General features: G+C 46.5%; 19 protein-coding genes. 17 read left to right on the top strand and 2 right to left on the bottom strand.

Features of this window, described 5'->3' with window-relative positions; all coding sequences use genetic code 11:
• Window positions 1-186 precede the first annotated feature (186 nt).
• The 6 genes from FOA19_RS10895 to FOA19_RS10920 all read left to right on the top strand — a co-directional run bounded on the left by FOA19_RS10895 (window position 187) and on the right by FOA19_RS10920 (window position 3,973).
• The gene (locus FOA19_RS10895; protein WP_149090856.1) at window positions 187-885 is read left to right on the top strand and encodes a hypothetical protein; all 699 of its coding nucleotides are present in this window, start codon (window positions 187-189) and stop codon (window positions 883-885) included.
• A gap of 68 nt (window positions 886-953) precedes the next feature.
• Window positions 954-1,205, top strand: coding sequence for a hypothetical protein (locus FOA19_RS10900; protein ID WP_149090857.1), 252 nt, complete (start codon window positions 954-956; stop codon window positions 1,203-1,205).
• A 67-nt stretch (window positions 1,206-1,272) separates the two neighbouring features.
• The gene (locus FOA19_RS10905) at window positions 1,273-1,665 is read left to right on the top strand and encodes a hypothetical protein (RefSeq protein WP_149090858.1); all 393 of its coding nucleotides are present in this window, start codon (window positions 1,273-1,275) and stop codon (window positions 1,663-1,665) included.
• A 164-nt stretch (window positions 1,666-1,829) separates the two neighbouring features.
• Window positions 1,830-2,822 (top strand): hypothetical protein, encoded by a 993-nt coding sequence (locus FOA19_RS10910; RefSeq protein WP_149090859.1) that lies wholly within the window; start codon window positions 1,830-1,832, stop codon window positions 2,820-2,822.
• 89 nt (window positions 2,823-2,911) lie between these two features.
• On the top strand, window positions 2,912-3,283 hold the full coding sequence (locus FOA19_RS10915; RefSeq protein WP_149090860.1) for a VOC family protein: 372 nt from the start codon (window positions 2,912-2,914) through the stop codon (window positions 3,281-3,283).
• 330 nt (window positions 3,284-3,613) lie between these two features.
• Window positions 3,614-3,973, top strand: a complete 360-nt coding sequence (locus FOA19_RS10920) for a DUF4180 domain-containing protein (protein ID WP_149090861.1) — start codon at window positions 3,614-3,616, stop codon at window positions 3,971-3,973.
• Between the two features lie 379 nt (window positions 3,974-4,352).
• Here FOA19_RS10920 and FOA19_RS10925 read toward each other — a convergent pair whose 3' ends face one another.
• Window positions 4,353-6,434, bottom strand: coding sequence for a S9 family peptidase (locus tag FOA19_RS10925; RefSeq protein ID WP_223808848.1), 2,082 nt, complete (start codon window positions 6,432-6,434; stop codon window positions 4,353-4,355).
• Window positions 6,435-6,897: 463 nt separating this feature from the next.
• Here FOA19_RS10925 and FOA19_RS10930 point away from each other — a divergent pair, with 463 nt between their 5' ends.
• From FOA19_RS10930 to FOA19_RS10955, 6 genes are all read left to right on the top strand, one after another.
• Entirely contained in the window at window positions 6,898-8,232 is a 1,335-nt protein-coding gene (locus tag FOA19_RS10930) for a carbohydrate-binding protein (protein ID WP_223808944.1), read from the top strand.
• A 333-nt stretch (window positions 8,233-8,565) separates the two neighbouring features.
• The gene (locus FOA19_RS10935) at window positions 8,566-8,946 is read left to right on the top strand and encodes a PH domain-containing protein (protein ID WP_149090864.1); all 381 of its coding nucleotides are present in this window, start codon (window positions 8,566-8,568) and stop codon (window positions 8,944-8,946) included.
• A gap of 58 nt (window positions 8,947-9,004) precedes the next feature.
• The gene (locus FOA19_RS10940) at window positions 9,005-9,613 is read left to right on the top strand and encodes a DUF5025 domain-containing protein (protein ID WP_149090865.1); all 609 of its coding nucleotides are present in this window, start codon (window positions 9,005-9,007) and stop codon (window positions 9,611-9,613) included.
• Between the two features lie 227 nt (window positions 9,614-9,840).
• A complete protein-coding gene (locus FOA19_RS10945) occupies window positions 9,841-10,224 on the top strand; it encodes a methionine-R-sulfoxide reductase (protein ID WP_149090866.1) in 384 nt (127 codons plus the stop codon).
• A 15-nt stretch (window positions 10,225-10,239) separates the two neighbouring features.
• A complete protein-coding gene (locus FOA19_RS10950) occupies window positions 10,240-10,719 on the top strand; it encodes an AAA family ATPase (RefSeq protein ID WP_149090867.1) in 480 nt (159 codons plus the stop codon).
• A complete protein-coding gene (locus FOA19_RS10955; protein WP_149090868.1) occupies window positions 10,688-11,014 on the top strand; it encodes a peptide-methionine (R)-S-oxide reductase in 327 nt (108 codons plus the stop codon). Before FOA19_RS10950 ends, FOA19_RS10955 begins: the two co-directional genes overlap by 32 nt.
• 426 nt (window positions 11,015-11,440) lie before the next feature.
• Here the strand turns inward: FOA19_RS10955 and msrA are convergent, their stop codons facing one another.
• Window positions 11,441-12,136, bottom strand: a complete 696-nt coding sequence (gene msrA, locus FOA19_RS10960; protein WP_149090869.1) for a peptide-methionine (S)-S-oxide reductase MsrA — start codon at window positions 12,134-12,136, stop codon at window positions 11,441-11,443.
• A gap of 319 nt (window positions 12,137-12,455) precedes the next feature.
• Between msrA and FOA19_RS10965 the strand changes: the two genes are divergently transcribed.
• The 5 genes from FOA19_RS10965 to FOA19_RS10985 all read left to right on the top strand — a co-directional run bounded on the left by FOA19_RS10965 (window position 12,456) and on the right by FOA19_RS10985 (window position 18,229).
• On the top strand, window positions 12,456-13,310 hold the full coding sequence (locus tag FOA19_RS10965; RefSeq protein ID WP_149090870.1) for an ABC transporter ATP-binding protein: 855 nt from the start codon (window positions 12,456-12,458) through the stop codon (window positions 13,308-13,310).
• On the top strand, window positions 13,294-14,070 hold the full coding sequence (locus FOA19_RS10970; RefSeq protein ID WP_149090871.1) for a hypothetical protein: 777 nt from the start codon (window positions 13,294-13,296) through the stop codon (window positions 14,068-14,070). Before FOA19_RS10965 ends, FOA19_RS10970 begins: the two co-directional genes overlap by 17 nt.
• 15 nt (window positions 14,071-14,085) lie before the next feature.
• Window positions 14,086-14,463: a GntR family transcriptional regulator gene (locus tag FOA19_RS10975; protein ID WP_149090872.1), complete on the top strand. Its 378-nt coding sequence runs from the start codon at window positions 14,086-14,088 to the stop codon at window positions 14,461-14,463.
• 6 nt (window positions 14,464-14,469) lie between these two features.
• Complete coding sequence (locus tag FOA19_RS10980) at window positions 14,470-15,204, top strand: DUF2807 domain-containing protein (RefSeq protein ID WP_149090873.1); 735 nt, start codon at window positions 14,470-14,472, stop codon at window positions 15,202-15,204.
• Window positions 15,205-15,727: 523 nt separating this feature from the next.
• On the top strand, window positions 15,728-18,229 hold the full coding sequence (locus FOA19_RS10985) for a TonB-dependent receptor domain-containing protein (RefSeq protein WP_149090874.1): 2,502 nt from the start codon (window positions 15,728-15,730) through the stop codon (window positions 18,227-18,229).
• Window positions 18,230-18,291 lie beyond the last annotated feature (62 nt).

Below are 18,291 nucleotides of genomic sequence, written 5' to 3' on the forward strand. Positions count from 1 at the left end.
TATCCTGTGTCCGCTTGAAAATCTTTTTGCATTGGCTATATTGGCAAGTAAATATAAGGGACGGCCCTTCGGTAAAGGAGTTCTGTAAATGGGTGTTTGGAAGGGAAAGCGACTATACCCAATGTTTTAATAACCGGAACTGCTCCTTATACACAATAGTTGTGTAGCATTTAATAAAATCTAGAAATGTTAATTGTACCAGAGGAAGAAGTTTATATTGATAAAGAAGATCAAGACGGTTATAAATCAATAGGAATAGTAACTGAAAAGCTTGATATCTGTATTCAAAAATATAAACAGGAAAACTTTAATGGAATATTTGGTCATCCTAATTTTGGGTTCAAGAATGAGGACTTTGGTTTTATAAAGGACTTTAAGGAGGCGAAACGCATTTGGTTTTGGGATATTAATGTTTCTGATGTTTCAGGATTATACACTCTAGAAAATCCAGAATATTTCGGCGTGATGGGAAAAAGGCCAATGCTAGATTTTTTCCATTTTGCTAGTTTAAAAACTTTAGTACTTGAATGGAATTCAAAAGACAGGAACTTACAAACCTGTAAAAATCTAGAATTATTCAATCTGTGGAACCATAAGCCAAAAGAAAAGTCATTTATAAATTTTAATTTTCCAAACGCGGCTAAAGAGGTTGGACTCTATTGGACTAATATTGAAGATTTAACCACGATGAATGGTTTAAGAGGTTTAAATAAAATTTCAATTGAAAGGTCAAGAAATCTAAAAAGTTTAAGAGGACTGGAAAAATACTCCAATTCTTTAGAAAGCATTTTTATTGATACCTGCGGAAAATTAACAGATTATACTTTTGTCCTAGAGTTTCCGAATCTTAAAAGTGCTACAATCAATAGAGTAAAATTAAAATAAACGCTACACAACACCAGCTAAAAAGCATTAAAACGCTTTTTAGCCGCGGACCGTTAGCACAAATAAAAATGAATAAAGAAGAACAGAATTGGCGAGCAGTATTTGTAATAATACCAATAATTCTAGGATACAATCTTGCCAATGTAATAGCACCAGAGGATAACAAGGAATTTCTTTATGCTGCCCTTTTTGGTGGTGCTGGAGCGTTGATTGGGGCAGGTGTTTACTACCTCATTAAAGAGAAAAGCAAAAAACTAAAGATTGCTTCAGCAGTTGGTCTTTTCACTATTGGAGTACTAGCCCTTTATCTGGCAGTATAAGAAACGGCAGACGTGCAAATTTTGAAAAGGTTATAACACAGTTCTATAATTAATAAAACAATAAATCATGTCAAGAGCTTTCATTGCTTTATTTATTCTTTTACAAGTCTTAACAAGCTGTACTCAAAAAGTAGCCCAACAAAGTAGTGAAACATTAAATTCTAATCTTTCCCAGTCCGATTTAAAAACATTCATTCTTAAGGAGACTGAAGCAGGAGGCAAACTCGACTACTTCACATCAATCAAGGGACACGAATACGACGGAATACAGGTAAAACCAGGGATCTACGATACCAAAATAGGATTGGCGATTTATAAATGGGGCAAAGCAAACTATGATGCTGGCGTAAAATCTCTAGAAGAAGTATATGCTATCTTTTCTGAATATAAGAAGCGACCAGTAAATGAAATAGAAAAAACCTATTTAAAAATGGGGTTCGGTAGAGAATTAGAAAAATAACTTCTGGCAACAACGTGTAAACGCCCGGTTCGGCCAACAGCCTTGCCGTCCTTTAGTTCAGTTAAAGGTCGATGGTACCTGTATCTAAAAAGTGCATTAGCCATCCAGCGTCTAATGCAAGTGCCCACCTTCTATAAAAGTACCTTTCCAGTAGATAACCTTAAATGAATTTTTATATACGAATTGTTTCAATTGCTTTACTTCTTTCAGGGTGTGTTTATGAAAGGGATTACTCAGAAGTGCTTGATATCAGCCAATTGAAGAATACTTCTTTTGTTCCAACTCTAGAACAAGCCATTGACAAAGGTAAAAATCAAATATACTGCTCTACTTTACTTTTTGCCTGGAACGAAATAAGGGAGGAATCGAGCAGTAATATAGAAATTAGAAAAGCAACTGAACAGTTAATTTTTATCAATGAATCAACCTTATTCAGAAACTCCCTTTCTGAAAATGAGATTAATAACCAAGTCGCCATTGAAGATGATTTGATAAGTGCTAAATCTGAGTTCTCTAAGTCATTACCATTTATCTTTCATTTTGAAAGGAATAACAAGAATCTGAGGTTTGGTGCTAACCTTGTAGAGTCCTTCGGATTCAATGGAAGTAGCCCTGAACTTGCTTCCCAGGTTGAAGTCTTGTTTTACTGCAGTGAAAAGGAATTTGCCATTAGATTGAAACCTAAGGCAGAAGATCAAGAAGTACTTCTTTATTTACCTTCAAAAACATCTGGTTCCTTTGAGAAGTTGTTGCGTAAATTAAATCAAAGCATTAAAACATTCTCTAAATCACGATCGGCAGAGAAGGATTATTGGAGATATTACTTTTCTGAGCAAGACACATTGAGTATCCCAATCTTAAATTTTAATTTAGAGAAGAATTATAATACATTGGTAGGTAGTAAGGTGGCGATAAATGGTAAAGAGTTTACTGTCCAAGAAGTAAATCAGCAAATTGCCTTAGTTCTTGATCATAAAGGAGCAGAAGTGCAAAGTGAGGCAGAAATCGGACTTGTAACTGGAGAGATAGCAGACTTGCCAAAATCTAAAAGGATCATTTTTGACAAACCCTTTTTAGTGGTGTTTAAAAAGAAATCCTCTGTAAACCCTTACCTAGTAGCCTGGATAACAAATGCAGAACTAATGAATAAAAAATAAAAGTACCTGTACCATACGAACCTATGGCGCAGTGAAACGCTCATATCCTAAATCATTACCAGTAAGCATTACTATAAAAAGAAATAAATATGAAATTAGGCGCCTTTTCTATTAGTCTCAATGTCAAAAGCCTGGAGACCTCAAAGCAATTTTATGAAAAATTAGGGTTCACCGTTTTTGCGGGCAGTCTTACTCATAATTACCTTATTATGAAGAATGACAAATCCCTTATTGGTCTCTTCCAAGGTATGTTTGAAGGCAATATTTTAACGTTCAATCCAGGTTGGGATGAAAATGCCACTAATACAGAAAGTTTCGACGATGTTAGAGAAATTCAGCGCCACTTAAAAAATGGAGGAATTCAACTACTGGGCGAGGCAGATGAAGAGACTTCCGGACCCGCAAGTTTTATGGTAACTGATCCAGATGGAAACACCATTTTATTTGACCAACATCGGTAAGAAGCCTTCAAAAAACAAATTTTGAAAGTAATACAGTTTAACCGGCAGTCAACCAATGTTAAAAGACTAAACGTAAGTCATATTTCAGCCCCGAATACGGTTTTGTTAAACTAGATTACAATAATATAGATCAAAGTAGAATATTATTATAGTTGATACAGGTGAGAAACGCCCAATCAGGAACAATGCTTCCCTTTAAAGAACTACAAATTCAATACTACCAAAACCTTCATCAATTTTAAAAGCCAGGCTCTACTCTAATGCCAGTGCTTATGAAAAACGTTGCAGGCATACGAAGGGACAATTCTGCTTTACTAAACCAAACCGGAAATGGAGATTATTACGCACGATGTAAAAAATATAAAAATTGCCGAAGTTATTACAGATGAGGTTGTTTTGAAAACCACTGAAGATGGGCTGGATCTACTTGGAAATTTAGCTTATCAGGAATTTGATAAGATCATCATTCACGAAAAGAATATTACGCCTGCGTTTTTTGACTTAAAAAGCAGAATAGCAGGTGAAATCCTACAAAAGTTTACACAGTACCAAATGCCTTTAGCCATAGTTGGAGATTTCTCTAAGTTTAAAGGTAAAAGCTTGAAAGATTTTATTCTTGAAAGCAATAAGGGCAAGCAAGTCAATTTTGTTTCTTCAACTGCTGAAGCCTTAAACTCTCTTTCCAAATAGATAAGGAATAATTAGTAGTGGAAAAAGGATGAGGGCACTTTTGAAAAATCCGGGCTTAAAATGCTTTGTGTTCAAAGTGAGGCTTAGGAAAGTTAATGTAATTATTTCAGAATAAGAAAACTTCACCCGCTAACATCAACTATCTCAATTATAGCTTAGTTGTTAAAAATGAAAGCAAATACCTATACACCAATTAATGTATAGGTATCTGCTTTTAAGTCTTGCGCTCATCATAGGCGAGCACTATTCACTTATATTGTTCTTCAAATATTAGCAAGCCTTTGAATACCTCTGATTGTAGCCTGAAGGTTACTGCTTGCGCTAGTGGAACCAATGTGATCATTATTGGTCCCATGTTTAAAGCCAAAGGAGGTAATTACTATTCTACTGGTAAGGCTGGTTCTTTTTCTCCAAATAGGTAGTGGTTAAACCATTGCCAGTTGTGCCAGGTAGCCGCTAAACGCTCTTTTGGTTTATTGATGCCGTGCCCGAAGCCTTTGTAGACAATCAGTCTGGAAGGAATACCCCGGTCCTGTAAACCACGGTAGAGCTCATAAGCGTTTGGAATGGGCACCCTTTTGTCAAATTCGCCGTGCTGGATCAAGGTAGGGGTGCTGGCTTTGTTAATGTTGGTCATGGGAGAAGTCTTGAGGTAAATATCCATATCGCTCCAGGGGGTGGCTTGCAGGTATTGGCGGGTAAACGGCGTGATGTCGGTGTTGACGTAATAGGTGATCCAGTTGGAGATACCGGCGCCTACCGAGATGGCTTTGAACCGGTTGGTGTTGGTGGTGAGAAACGCTGAGATATAACCACCCTGGCTCCAGCCCATGGAACCCATGCGCGTAGTGTCAATCATTCCTTTCTTATCCAGGTAGTCTACGCCGCTCATCACATCCCACATATCGCCCACGCCCAGGTTGCGTACGTTAAGCGACCGAAACTTCTCGCCATAGCCAGCGCTGCCCCGGTAATTCACCCGCAACACCAGGGCGCCTTTCTCCACCCATTGCAGCATGGGGTACACGTAAGAAGGGGTAGGATCTGGCAGGTCAATGCCCGTTGGGCCCCCATGAATGACAATGAGCAAGGGGTATTTCTTGTTGGCGTCATAGTTGCGCGGTTTCAGCAGCACGCCGTCAATAGAAGCGCCATCGGTACTTTGCCAGGTAATGACCTCGTTCAGGGGCGTGTTCCAGCCCTTGATCTGCCCGGTGTTGTTCGTGAGTTTTTTCAGGGGCTTGTTCAACTTGCCGGTGTAGATTTCCCCCAGGTCGGCGTGGTTCCTGCCGCTTACCGCCACCAGATCGGTGTTTTTGCTGAAGGCCACATAGTTGACCAGATCCAGCGCCAGCGGTAAGGCTTTGCTTTTACCGGTTTTAGGGTTTACCTCAAATACCTTCTGCCTTGTTTTTTCCAAAGCATTGACGTAAATGCCGTTCTTATTCCACTCCATCACAGATTTGTTTTCATCAATGGCTTGCGCTACCTCCTGGCTTTTGCCGGTTGGGGTGTCATAGATGAACAGGCGGTTGTTCTTGAAGAAATAAGTGGTGGAATCATCCAGGGAACTGCTGTACACAAAAGCCTTTCCGTCTGGGCTCCACTTACTGAAAAAATCTCCGGTAGGGTTGGAGATTAGGGTTTTGACTTCTTTGGTGTCTGCGTTGACGAGAGCAATGTCTGACCGCAGGCTACTGGTGATTAGCGGATTGGGTTGCTTGTTGAAAGCGATGGTTCTGCCGTCTGGGTTCCAGGCAAAGCTGGTGACGTGGAAATCACCGGAGGTAATCTTGCGGGCTACGGGCAGTTTATAGCAATCTTGTGAAGGAACAACCGATGTGGTGCTTGCCTGGAGCGAGTCTTTCTTAACAGGGTAGCAGGGCACTTGCCCGGCCAGGGCCACGGAGTCATAGTGGAAGTTGAGTAACCAGAGATGGCTTTGCTTAAATTCTTCGCCTTCAATGGCGAAGGCTCCGTAGCGCTCCTTCGTAGTTTTCTCCTTTTTGCTTTCTACCTCGGCTTTGGTATAGGCTAGCCGGTTACCAGTAGGGCTCCATTCATAACTTCCCACGCCATCCTCGTCTTTGGTGACCTGCAGCGCCTCCCCACCGGTGACCGGAATGATGTACAGCTGATTTTTCTCACCCCGGTCGGTTAGAAAGCTCACGAACTTGCTGTCTGGGGTAATGCGTGCCGAGGTGCTGCTGCCTTTGGCGGTGCGGGTAAGGGGCAGGGGAGCGGCGCCGTCCCTTGACAGCCAAAGCTCCGTATCATAGGTATTATTCGTCCAATCGGTGCTGGTGACACTGTACACCACGGTTTTCCCATCAGGCGAAATAAGGGGAGCACCTACTTGCTTCAGGCTGATGACTTTTTCAAAGGAGATGGAAGCGCCCTGCTGGGCCCAAACGCTTCCTGTACAACCCAGGAAAAGGAGAAAAAGTAACCCTATTTTCATAACTATAGTCATTGATTGTATACACCTTCCGGAATAACTCTAAATAGTTAGAGCTGAATAAATTAAACACTTTTATTGCATATAGGCCAGTGACTGAAAATATTAATATATCTGGTACTTTACCAGCCTCGTACTAAAACTCTAAAGATATAGGCTTACTTGCAGCCATACAGTGGAACGTGGGCGCCGGTAGCCAGAAAGAGTACTTAGGAAATACGGAATGCTCCTCACCAGCGAGGAGTAAATAAAATCAGGTTTCAGACTGTTCCGGCACACGTTAATTTTTACCACTTAACGGCTCATCTTCATAGGAACTATGGCAAAACTCAGGGCACTTCTTTCGTTGAGCATCTTGGCGCTTGATATTGATCCATTCACCGCTGTGGGGCAGCAGAGGCCTTATTTAGGGGCACCACTTGAGCTTCCAACCCGCGTGGAAGGCGAGAACTTCGACCGCGGCGGCATGAATGTCGCCTACTACGATACAACCCCAAAAAACCGCGACCAAGCTTATCGCACGGGCGAGGACGTGGACATAGCCCGAAACGTCCACACCACGGGCCATCACATCAGTGCCATCCGGAAAGGCGAGTGGCTGGAATACACGGTCAATGTCGCGGCGGCCGGTGAGTATGATTTCACGGCATCCGTAGCAACCACCGGTTCCGGCAAGAGCTTCCAGATGCTCATTGACGGTGTCAACCGGATGGGGAATATCAAGGTTCCCAACCGGGGAAGCTACCAAAGCTACTCTCTCACCGCCGTCAAGCGCGTGAAACTTAGCGCAGGTCGGCATCTGCTGCGGTTCCAGACGAAGTCTCAATATTTTGATGTAGATTACTTCGAATTCAAAAAAGTAAGCAAAGATCCTCCTCCTCCTGCTCAGACGCCATCTACGAGCAAAGTGAACCTGATCCTGGACTTGGATATCTTCAACGACTCAGACGATGCGGGGGCTCTGGCCGTTTTGCACAGCCTGATTCGGTCCGGCGAGGTCAATGTGCTGGCCATGATGGTTACGGTGTCTTACCCGTACAGCGCCCCGGCCACTGATGCAATCAATACGTATTTCGGACTCCCGAATATCCCCATCGGGATTCTGAGGGATAATACCCTTCTCCCCACCGGCGGCTGGTACAGTCAAATTTCCGCCAATTACCCCCAAGATCTCGTCAACGCGCCCAATGCCACGACCCTCTATGAGCAAATCTTATCCCGACAGCCGGATAATAGTGTCGTGATCGCAACCATCGGTCCGCTCCGCAACCTTGATAACCTGATGGCTTCCTCCGAAGGCATGGATCTGATCCGACGGAAAGTGAAGAGGCTGGTCGCCGCAGGGGGGTGGATAGACGAAGACGGCTCTTCCGGAACTTCCTTTAACTACAAACTGGCGGCCTCCAGCACCCAACGGGTCATCAACCATTGGCCGGGGGAGGCTTGGTTTGTGCCCAACCAAGTGGGGGATAAGATCAAGACAGGAAATCGCCTCCTGGCCACCAAATCCAACGCCAATCCTGTGCGCAAGGCCTATGAAATTGCTAAGAACCGTTACCATGGCCCCGATTTCCGGCCGAGCTGGGACCAAATGGGCGTGCTGATTGCCGTGCGGGGCCTATGGGGCGGGAGGTTTACGTCCGAGACCAACGGACAGCTGAGATCCGACCCGGGCGGGAACGTCTCCTGGAAATATCCTTCCTTCCACCACCCAGACAAAAACCACCACTGGATCAAGCTCAACACTAGCCCGTCAAAGATGAGCGTCATCGTTGAGAATATGATGATGCTTGATCCGTGAGGTGGAGAACTAGGATTTTGAAAGTGAAACTAGGCTGCTTCAGGCTGATGACATTCTATCGGGAGAGCAAGGAGCCTGTTAAACCCAAATGCTTCCTGTACAACCCAGGATAAGTAGGAAACCCGAACCGATTCTCCTAAAACCAGCCATTAGATATAGACACCTTCCAGATTGGCTCTAAATACCAGATTGGCTCTAAATAGTTATAGCTGAATTAATTAAATACTTTACTTGCATACAGACTAGTATCTGGTAAATTTAATATATCTGGGTAGGCGTAGTCATCTGGCTTCCACCATGGCCTCTTATCCGTTCACTTAAAACTATAGAAACATGGGTCTTTTTTCAGCAATACTAGGGAATGCCGGAGCGGTAAGCCAGGAGACATTGATCAAGGATTATGGCAAACTGCTGGCCGAGGGTGAGATGATTGAGCTGGGATTTAAGCTCATCAGGGATACCTTCATCTTTACGTCTAAAAGATTGATCCTCATAGAAGTGCAGGGCCTGACCGGGAATAAGGTGGAATACCTTTCCATCTCCTACAAAAGCATCTCCAGGTTCAGCGTGGAAACAGCCGGTACCTTTGAACTGGACGCCGAGCTCAAGATCTGGGTTTCCAGTGAAGTAGAGCCCAGCATCCGGAAGAAATTCAACAAGGCCGTAGATGTCTACGAGGTGCAAAAAGTGCTGGCCATGCATGTGTTGAGATAACCCATCCACTTGAAAGTCCAAGTTCTATATAAAATTAAATAAAGGAAGAAATACTGTTATGAACACCAAGTTAGCCTTCACTACAATGATTTTTTTGGGTTTAGGGCTGGGTAGTTGCCAGAAAGACGCGCCCGAGCCAGAACCTAAACCTACGCCTGTCACTTCCTTTAGTATGCAATTGAACAGCCAACGGTGGCAACCCAGCCAGGTAGGGGAGGATAAATGCATGCAAAAATTCCATGGCGCCTGGTCTAGGATCACTACGAACGAAGGAAGCAGGCCTATTTTCACTATTGAGGCCAAAAATGATATAGCAGGAGAGAGCAGGCGTGAGGAATACTTACGAATTCAGATTAGCAATCTCAAGACAATAGGGGTTTACGCGATCACAGACGCTTATACAAAAGATTTCTTCTCGCACGCAAGCTTCAGGGTGAACAGACCCGGGGAGACGGTCAAGCATTATACGAACAAAACCGATAAACCTGCCTTCTGGGTAGAGGTGAAAGAGTTTATTGATTTACCAGAGTTCTCTCATAAAGGAATTAGGGGTACTTTCTATGGTACGCTGTACAATGAGGTTAATCCGAAGGACTCTATTACCATTCACCAAGGGGAGTTTTTATTCAAAAAGGTGAATTGGTATAACTATGACCAATGCTTCTAATAACTTTTGTCTAATAACTCTTGAAGGAAGCATTTTCATTTTTTTACCTTCTTCCTATAAAACTCCAATCTTCCAGTGAGGCGGCGGTTATTGTTTTTAGGTGGTTTCCTGTAAAACACCGCCAAAACAGGATGCCGGAATTCTCCCTACTTTTGCCTTGTTACCTAATCAGCAACGAGACCTGGCCAAAGTCAGTATGAGTAGCAGAAGTAAACAGCAAAAGCACCATGGAAAACGAAGAGAAAAAATATAACCAGCTTACCCCCGAAGAAGAATACGTGATCCTGCACAAAGGCACGGAGCGCCCTTTCACCGGCAAACTGTACACCGTCAAAGAACCCGGTACCTATGTTTGCCGCCGCTGCAACGCGCCGCTGTACCGCTCTGAAGACAAATTTGAGTCGCACTGCGGATGGCCCAGTTTTGACGATGAAATTCCGGGTGCCGTGACCCGCGTGCTGGATGCCGATGGTCGGCGCACTGAGATTGTCTGCTCCAACTGCGGAGGTCACTTGGGCCACGTGTTTCTAGGAGAACGCTTTACCGCCAAGAATACCCGCCACTGCGTCAATTCCATCTCAATGGCGTTTGTGCCCGCCCAGGAAAAATAATCCAAGGCTACGCGGGTGGAGGCCATTCTGTTTATAGGCATGCAGGCATCGGGGAAGTCTACTTTTTACAAGAAGCACTTCTTCAATTCGCACGTGCGCATCAGTATGGATCTGCTCAAGACGCGTAACCGGGAACGCCAGTTTTTGCAGGTTTGCCTGAAAACGACCGCTAAACTGGTCATAGATAATACCAACCCCCGCAAAGAAGACCGCCAGCAGTATATTCCGCTGCTGAAGGAACGGCGCTACCAGGTGATTGGGTATTACTTCCAAACGTCCCTACCTGAGGCCCTGGCCCGCAACAGTGCTCGTGAGGGGAAAGATAAAGTCAAAGACGTTGCTTTGTATGACGTACGCAAAAAGCTGGAGCCGCCCGCTTTCTCTGAAGGCTTCGACCGGCTTTTTAGCGTGCGCATTCAAGGCGATGGGTTTGAGATAACCGAATGGAGAAAAGAAGAAGGGCATGTTCCAGAACCGCCAGATAGACTGGGTTAAAAACGAGCAGAACCAGGAGGCGGGCGTCTACGTCTGCAGCCGCTGCGGCAATCCCCTGTTTTCCTCGGACCAGAAGTTTGATTCCAAAACTGGCTTCCCCAGCTTCTGGGCACACCTGGAGGAGAACGTCCAGCAACAGCTCCTGAAAACCTACGGCCGCGACCGCACCCAACTCCTCTGCCTACAGTGCGGCCTTCACCTAGGGCACCTGTTCCAGGACAAAAGAACACCATCTCACATCCGCTACTGCATCAACGCAGATTCAATTCACCTGCAAAAGGAAGATTTAAAATAGTTTGAGAAAAAGTCTGACGACTGAAGGAAGTTCCGCTGATGAGCCTCCGGCACTTGTTTACAGTTATTCAGTTTCTTTCTTAGTTTTCTAGCGTTTGGCTAGTTACTGACACATCTTCCTTTTACAGTCATTCCTATTACTAAAAAGCATTTTACTCCCTTTTGTCATCCTGAAAGGATCTCGTGGGCGAACGGTTATGGCCTATCTTCAACGCAATTCTAGTTAACCCACAAGATCTTTCCAGAGGATAAGAGAAGGAGGTCCTTATTAAAGCGTAAAAATACCTGGACAAATAAAAGCAGAAGTGGATTAGAATGCGTGCGGACTCGAGCTGCAAATTCGCGCCAGCGGTAAGTTCATTTAAACTATTTCCTGTGTATTTCTGAGCTGTTTTTTAGAAATAAGCCATAAAGGCGCTCTTGCCTATTATCTATAGGCAAAAGGAAAGCCCGGGGTACCTTGCGTCATATAGAGAGCTAGCAGGGTATTCTGCACGGGGACAGATAGTCCCAAGCTTGCAATCTCCTCCATCAGGGTCTCCTGTTCTCCGTACCCGCCTACGTACCCATTCACCCGGGCAACGGCGGTGGAGTTGTTGAAGGCTTCATAAGCAGGGTAGATTTTCTGCAGTTCCCGCAACACCTCGGTATGCCGGCGTAGTTTCCATTTCTGGTGCCGCTCCTCGGCTAGGTGAAAGTTTTCGTAGGGAATCAGCTCCGTGAGCACTTTCGCTTGGAACTGCTCTTCTGCTGCTTTGATAGCGTCCTGCGCTCCTTGTTCCTGCTCAGGGGAATGGTAGAAGATAGCCGAGGTGTACTGCCTTTTGCGGGGTTCTTGGGTAGGGGTGTGCTTGGCAAAGAACTTCTCCAGCAATTGCGCAAAGGTGACTTGCTCAGGGTCAAACTCAATCTGTACGGTCTCAATGTGATCGGCGAGGGTGCGGTAGGTAGGGGCAGGGGTAGTGCCTCCGGCAAAACCAACCCTGGTTCTGATCACGCCTTTCATAGCCCCAAACAAAGCCTCTGGGCTCCAGAAGCACCCCATAGCCAGCGTGGCAGTTTGAATGTCCGTGTAACTTAACTGGTCCAGGTGGGGGATTTTACTTTCTTCAAACGGGTTCATGGTGTCTTGTACGGAAAAATCAAGAGGATGTGAACGAGACACCTAGTACACCTCCCATACACTCCTAGTACACCTGGGTTGGTGACAATTTGCCCTGAAATGGAGGAAAAAGGTTTGTCCTGAGTCCGAAATTTGATCTGGCAAACAGCGATCTCTTTCCCGAAAAACCTTCTTTCCATCGTTTTAAGGCTGTTTTTATAAAAACATGCTATAAGTAGGAACACTCCTCTGAAATTTTTTTGACCACTGCGTTGCTTTTCTCAAAACTGTTTCTACATTTGTAGTGTACTAAGTAACTAATACAGTAAGCAACTAGGCTATGATACACATTGACAATTTAAGTTTTGGGTACCGCAGGGGGACGTTGCTGTTCCAGAACCTGCATTTGTCACTCTCCCGGGGCCATATCTACGGATTGCTCGGGAAAAACGGGGCTGGCAAGTCCACGTTGCTGAAGAATATGACCGGGCTGGCGTTCCCCACGGCTGGCACCTGCACCATAGACGGCGCCGATGCCTCCAAGCGCTCACCGGAGGTGCTTTCCAACCTGTTCTTCCTTCCGGAGGAAATCTTTGTGCCTTCCACCACCACCGCAAAATTTGTTTCCAACACGGCTATCTTTTACCCCAAGTTCAACGAGGAGGAGTTTTACCAATACCTCACCGAGTTTGAGGTGCCCCGTGAGGCCGTGATGGACAAGCTGTCGTTCGGGCAACAGAAAAAGGTCATGATTGCCTTTGGGCTGGCCACCAACACCGACCTGCTGGTTATGGATGAGCCTACCAACGGGCTGGACATTCCCTCTAAGGTGCAGTTCCGCAAGATCATTGCCTCCGCGCTGAACGAAGACCGCTGCGTCATCATTTCCACCCACCAGGTGCGTGATCTGGATAGCCTTATTGACTCTCTGGTGGTGGTGCACAACCGCGAGATTGTGGTGAACCAGGAAATGGACAGTATTGCCGAGAAACTGGTATTTGCCACCCTTCCTACCACCGATGGCTATGATGTGCTGTATGCCGAAGACTCCTTCCAAGGGCAGAATGTGATCATGCCCAACCATGAGGGCGTGTTCAGCCGGGTAGACATGGAGCTTTTCTTCAATGCCATTATCTCAGATAACCAACCCTTGCTTCAACTTCTACAAAAAGACAAGTATGAAAACGCAATTTAGCTTTACCCGCTTCTGGTGGTTGTTCAGGAAACACACCGCAGAGAATATAAAATATTACCTTTTGTGCGCCGCGGTTCTGATAGGCCTTCTGGTTTTGTTCATGGGTTTTTTGATTATGGTGGAAACCTCGCCCATGACTACAGATAAACAGGGCGTGATTTACGTCTTCATGCTGCTAGCCGCAGGGCCCATCTTCACCAGTACCATCTTTGCCCACTTAGGAGACAAGAGAAAAGCCATTGCCTCGCTCACGTTGCCGGCGTCCCATTTTGAGAAGTACCTGGTGGGCTGGATTTATTCTTACGTCATCTTTCAGGTGGTATACATTGCCTGCTTTTTCCTGGTGGCTTCCATCTTACTCCCCCTGGATGATTGGCGAGGGCAGGAGTATGAGATCATGAGCCTGTATTCCAATGAAGATGGGCAGATAACGGGCTTGAATCTGTTCTTTTTCCTGCATTCGGTGACGTTCCTGGGCTCCATCTTCTTTGAGAAGTGGCAATTCATCAAAACCGCCTTCATCATTATCATCATAGGCCTAGTGGTGACGCTGGTTAATAAAACCATCCTGCAATCTTTGCTGGGGCATACCTTGGACGACGCTTTCCCGTTTTCCAATCTGTATTTCTCAGAGGCGGGAGAATATTTTCAGCTCCGGTTCCCCGAGAAACAGGAGTATATATTGGGGTTGGTTCTTCTGGGAACATCCCTGCTCTTATGGACTAGCGCCTACTTTAGGTTGAGAGAGAAAGAAGTGTAGGCTAACGATAGAACTATGGAATTTAGAAACAATGAAGCCATCTACCTCCAGATTGCCTCGCACGTGAGTGAGAACATTCTACTGGGCAAATGGCTCCCCGAAGATAAAATACCGTCTGTGCGTGAACTGGCGGTACAGCTACAGGTAAACCCCAACACCGTCATGCGCACCTTTGAATACCTGCAGAACCAGGAAGTGATCTACAACAAGCGGGGCATTGGCTTTTTTGTGACCCCAGAAGGAGTAGAGAAGGTAAAGCACCACCGCAAAGAGCGTTTCCTGCAACAAGACCTGCCCGAATTCTTCCGGAATGTGTTCCTCCTGGATATTTCCCTGGACGAGCTGCAGAAAAGGTATGAACAATTCAAAACAGAGCATTTCACCTTAAAATAGAACAAGATGAAAAAGAGTACAATTCTCATATTCTCCGCATTGGTCTTTTTCCTCTGCTCCCTTACGGCCTTTAACTTTGCCATGAAAGCAGAATATGACAAAGGCCTGTTCAGAGACCCCTTGGTTGATTTCATTTCCACAGACATCACTGGGTTTGATGCCATACAGGTAAACGGAGGCAGTAAACTCAGCGTGAAGATTGTGCAGGGCGCTTCCCAGGTGCGGGTGCATGAACGCGCCCAGGATTTCGTGCGGTTCAAAAAACAAGGCAATAAACTCATCGTGGATGTGGACCAGATAAAAGGCCGGGATTTTCGCTACAACGGAAGTTACAGCGTGTACATTTCCTGCCCCAAGCTGACGTCACTCACCACCTCGGCCCGCTACAAAATGGGCGGAGAACCGCAAACCGATCTGTTCTTGCAGGAGATTTACCACAACATTACGCTCAACAACTTCACCCAGGATAGCTTAACCATTCAGCAAGACCATGCCACTGCGGTGGAGTTGAACAACCTGAAACTAGGCAAACTGAAAGCTGTGGTGGGCCTTTCGGAAGGAAGCGGCTCCAGGCTGACCATCCTCGGAAAGAACCAAATACAAGCTGCTGATCTGTCCATTCAGCACAAAGGTGGCCTCAATCTGTTTGACGTAGCCATTCCTTCGCTTACCTATCAATTCTCAGACAGCGCCAGGGCTGTCTTCAGCGGAGCCGCCTTGCCTGCGCTCAGTAAAAAATAGTATTCACCCGGGAAAGGAGGCGCTTTTTGGTTTGGGTGCTTCCTTCCTCTGGTGGACCAATGACTTTCTTATTTTCAGCCTGAATTTCTAAAAACAACCATAAAACCGCTCTACGCTTAATAGAGAATTTCATCGTTTTAGAGCTGTATTCCTAAAAACAGCCCCAAAGAAAGATCCTCAATCCCTGCTTTTTCTCTGTGAAAAAAGTGGCCTGGCAGCGCTTTGTTGGTACAATTCTTTTCTACGCTTTTCCATCACCCCATAGGTGTTCCTGGCCTGCGCTTGACTGATTGAAACTTCAAAACCCTCTTTCTGGAGGTTAGTAACCATTCATCCCATTTTTCCTGTCTTTCATCACATTTAGTTTCCAGAACGCCTAGGGCGTGCTAACCTTGTGCCATAACAAAGCACCTACTGTACTGATTTCCGGCTGCCATCTTATAGAATTCCAATACAAGGCATACAAGGATTTTACAGGGCTTTTCTGAAAAGTGATATCTAACTAACCCTTATTACTAGAAACATGAAAAACGTTATACTCCTGGCAATTGCCGGCAGCCTGGCCGCGCAGTTCACTTTCGCCCAGGCTCCGCAGAGCAAGCCTGCTTCCGCTCCTCCCCAAACGGCTTCCGCACCATCTTTCCCTAAAGGAAACAGCAAAATAGCGGGCGTGGTGATTGATGACGTAGCCAAGAAACCAGTGGAGTTTGCCACCATCAGCCTGATTGAGAAAGCCTCCGGAAAAACCGTGGACGGCACCGTGACTGATGAGAAAGGCCGTTTTACGCTGGCGCGGGTAGCGGCCGGGCATTACAAAATATCGGTCAGCTTTCTGGGGTACGAGACCCGGGAGATGGACAACATCACGCTGGGCAGCAAAGAGGAAATCAATATTGGGGCCGTGGCGCTCAAAGGCAATTCCAAGATGCTGGACGAGGTAGCCGTGGAAGGCGATAAACTGCTGGTGGAGGACAAAGTGGACCGCATGGTGTACAACGCCGAGAAGGACATTACAAACGCAGGAGGCACCGCCGGGGATGTCCTGAAGAAAGTACCCGGCGTAACGGTGGACCTGGAAGGCAATGTGGCGTTGCGCGGCAGCTCTAACCTGCGGGTGTTGATCAACAACAAGCCCTCGGCGGTGATGGCCACCAGTATTGCCGATGCCCTGCAGCAGATTCCCGCTGACCAGATCAAAAGCGTGGAAGTCATCACCAACCCTTCTGCCAAGTACGATGCCGAGGGCACGGCCGGTATCATCAACATCATCACCAAGAAAAACAACCTGCAGGGGGTAACCGGGCAGGTGAATGCCACCTACGGCAACCGGAACACCGGCGTGAACGGCAATGTGAACTACCGCAAAGGCAAATTCGGGCTGACCACCTCATTGGGGCAGAGCTGGCGCAACAACCCTGCCGAGAGCCTCCGCGACACGTACTACAATGGCATCCCGGGCATTGACCGGCTGCACCAAACCATGACCGGCAGACGCGAAGGGATATTCAAGATGCTGCAGGTAGGGCTTGATTACGACCTGAACCCTAAAACCAGCTTATCGGCCGGCTTCAGGATGCAGAGCGGGGTATTCGCGTATAAGACCTCGCAGGTTTCCACCCAGTATTTGGGCGGGGAGGTAAAAGGCGGTAACACCCGGATCAACAACAATGAATTTGACAACCTCAACTATGACCTCAACCTGGATTTTACCCGCCGTTTTGAAAAACCAGGCCGAGAACTCAGCATCCTGGGATTGTTGAGCCGCAACAACCGCCAAAACAACAATTTCGCCGATGTCCTGAACCTTGACCAGCAACTGGCTTTACGGGAGCAGAACCTCAATGACGCGTACAATGAGGAAAAAACCTTTCAGGTAGATTATACACATCCGTTCAAGAACAAGCACCTGCTGGAACTGGGTACCAAAGCCATCCTTCGTTACGCCGAGAGTGATTACCAGCTTTTGGTCGCCAATCCGGCCACGGGACCTTTCGTGCTGGACCCTAGCCGCACCAACATTTTTGAGTACCAGCAGAACGTGGGCGCCGCATATGCCTCCTATGAGTTCAGCCTGGATAAAAAGTATAACTTTAAGCTGGGCTCACGGTACGAATACACCCACATTGACGGCGATTTCACCTCTACGGAGACCTCAGTAGGGCAGAAGTACGGCAATTTCGTGCCCAGTGTGGCCATTTCCAGATCCCTCAAAAACAACCAGACGGTGAAGTTCAACTACACCAAACGCATCCAACGGCCACAACTGGGTTTGCTGAATCCCTTTGAGAACCGCGTTGATACGTTCAACATCCAGGTAGGAAACCCCAACCTGCGGGCCGAGATCACCAACGCCTATGAACTAGGGTACAGCACCTTTTTCAAAAGCGGCACCTCGGTGAATGCCTCTTTCTTCTGGCGGCAAACGAACAACTCCATTGAGGCCTACACCTTGCCCACCGAGGGAGGCGTGAATTATACCCGGTTCGGGAACATTGGGCGGAACGCCAGTTATGGGGTAAGCCTTTTCGGGAGCACCAAGTTTTTGCAGAAAGGAAACGTGAGCACCAACATCAACCTCTTCTACAGTGACCTGGAAAGCCAAACCTCGCTGCTGAATGCCTCCAACTCCAGCATGATGTACAATGCCAACATTAACGCCTCGTACAGCTTTGAAAAAGGGTTCAGTGCCCAGGTGTTCAGCCAATTCAACTCGCGCAGGGTAACGCTGCAGGGGAAGGCATCAGCGCTCGCCATGTACACCATCGCAGTGAAGAAAGACATCCTCAAGAAGAACGGCAGCATTAGCGTGGGCATTGACAACCCTTTCTCCGAGACCCTGAAACAGCGAAATTCCTTCAAAACCCAAAACGCGGAGCAGGTAAGCACTATGTACCTGTACAACCGGCAGGTAAAGATCAACGCCAGCTACAAGTTTGGCAAGCTCAACACCAAAGCCCAGGCGCCTCGCCGCAAAAAGAAGATCAACAACGATGACGCCAAATCTGACGGTGATTCTAACGGGTAAGTTCTGTTTCTGCTCAACCTTTTGTAGGCCATGATCCTCCTCTTTGCGCTCCTCGGAATCTT

Source organism: Rufibacter hautae, from assembly GCF_008271695.1.
GTDB lineage: Bacteria > Bacteroidota > Bacteroidia > Cytophagales > Hymenobacteraceae > Nibribacter > Nibribacter hautae.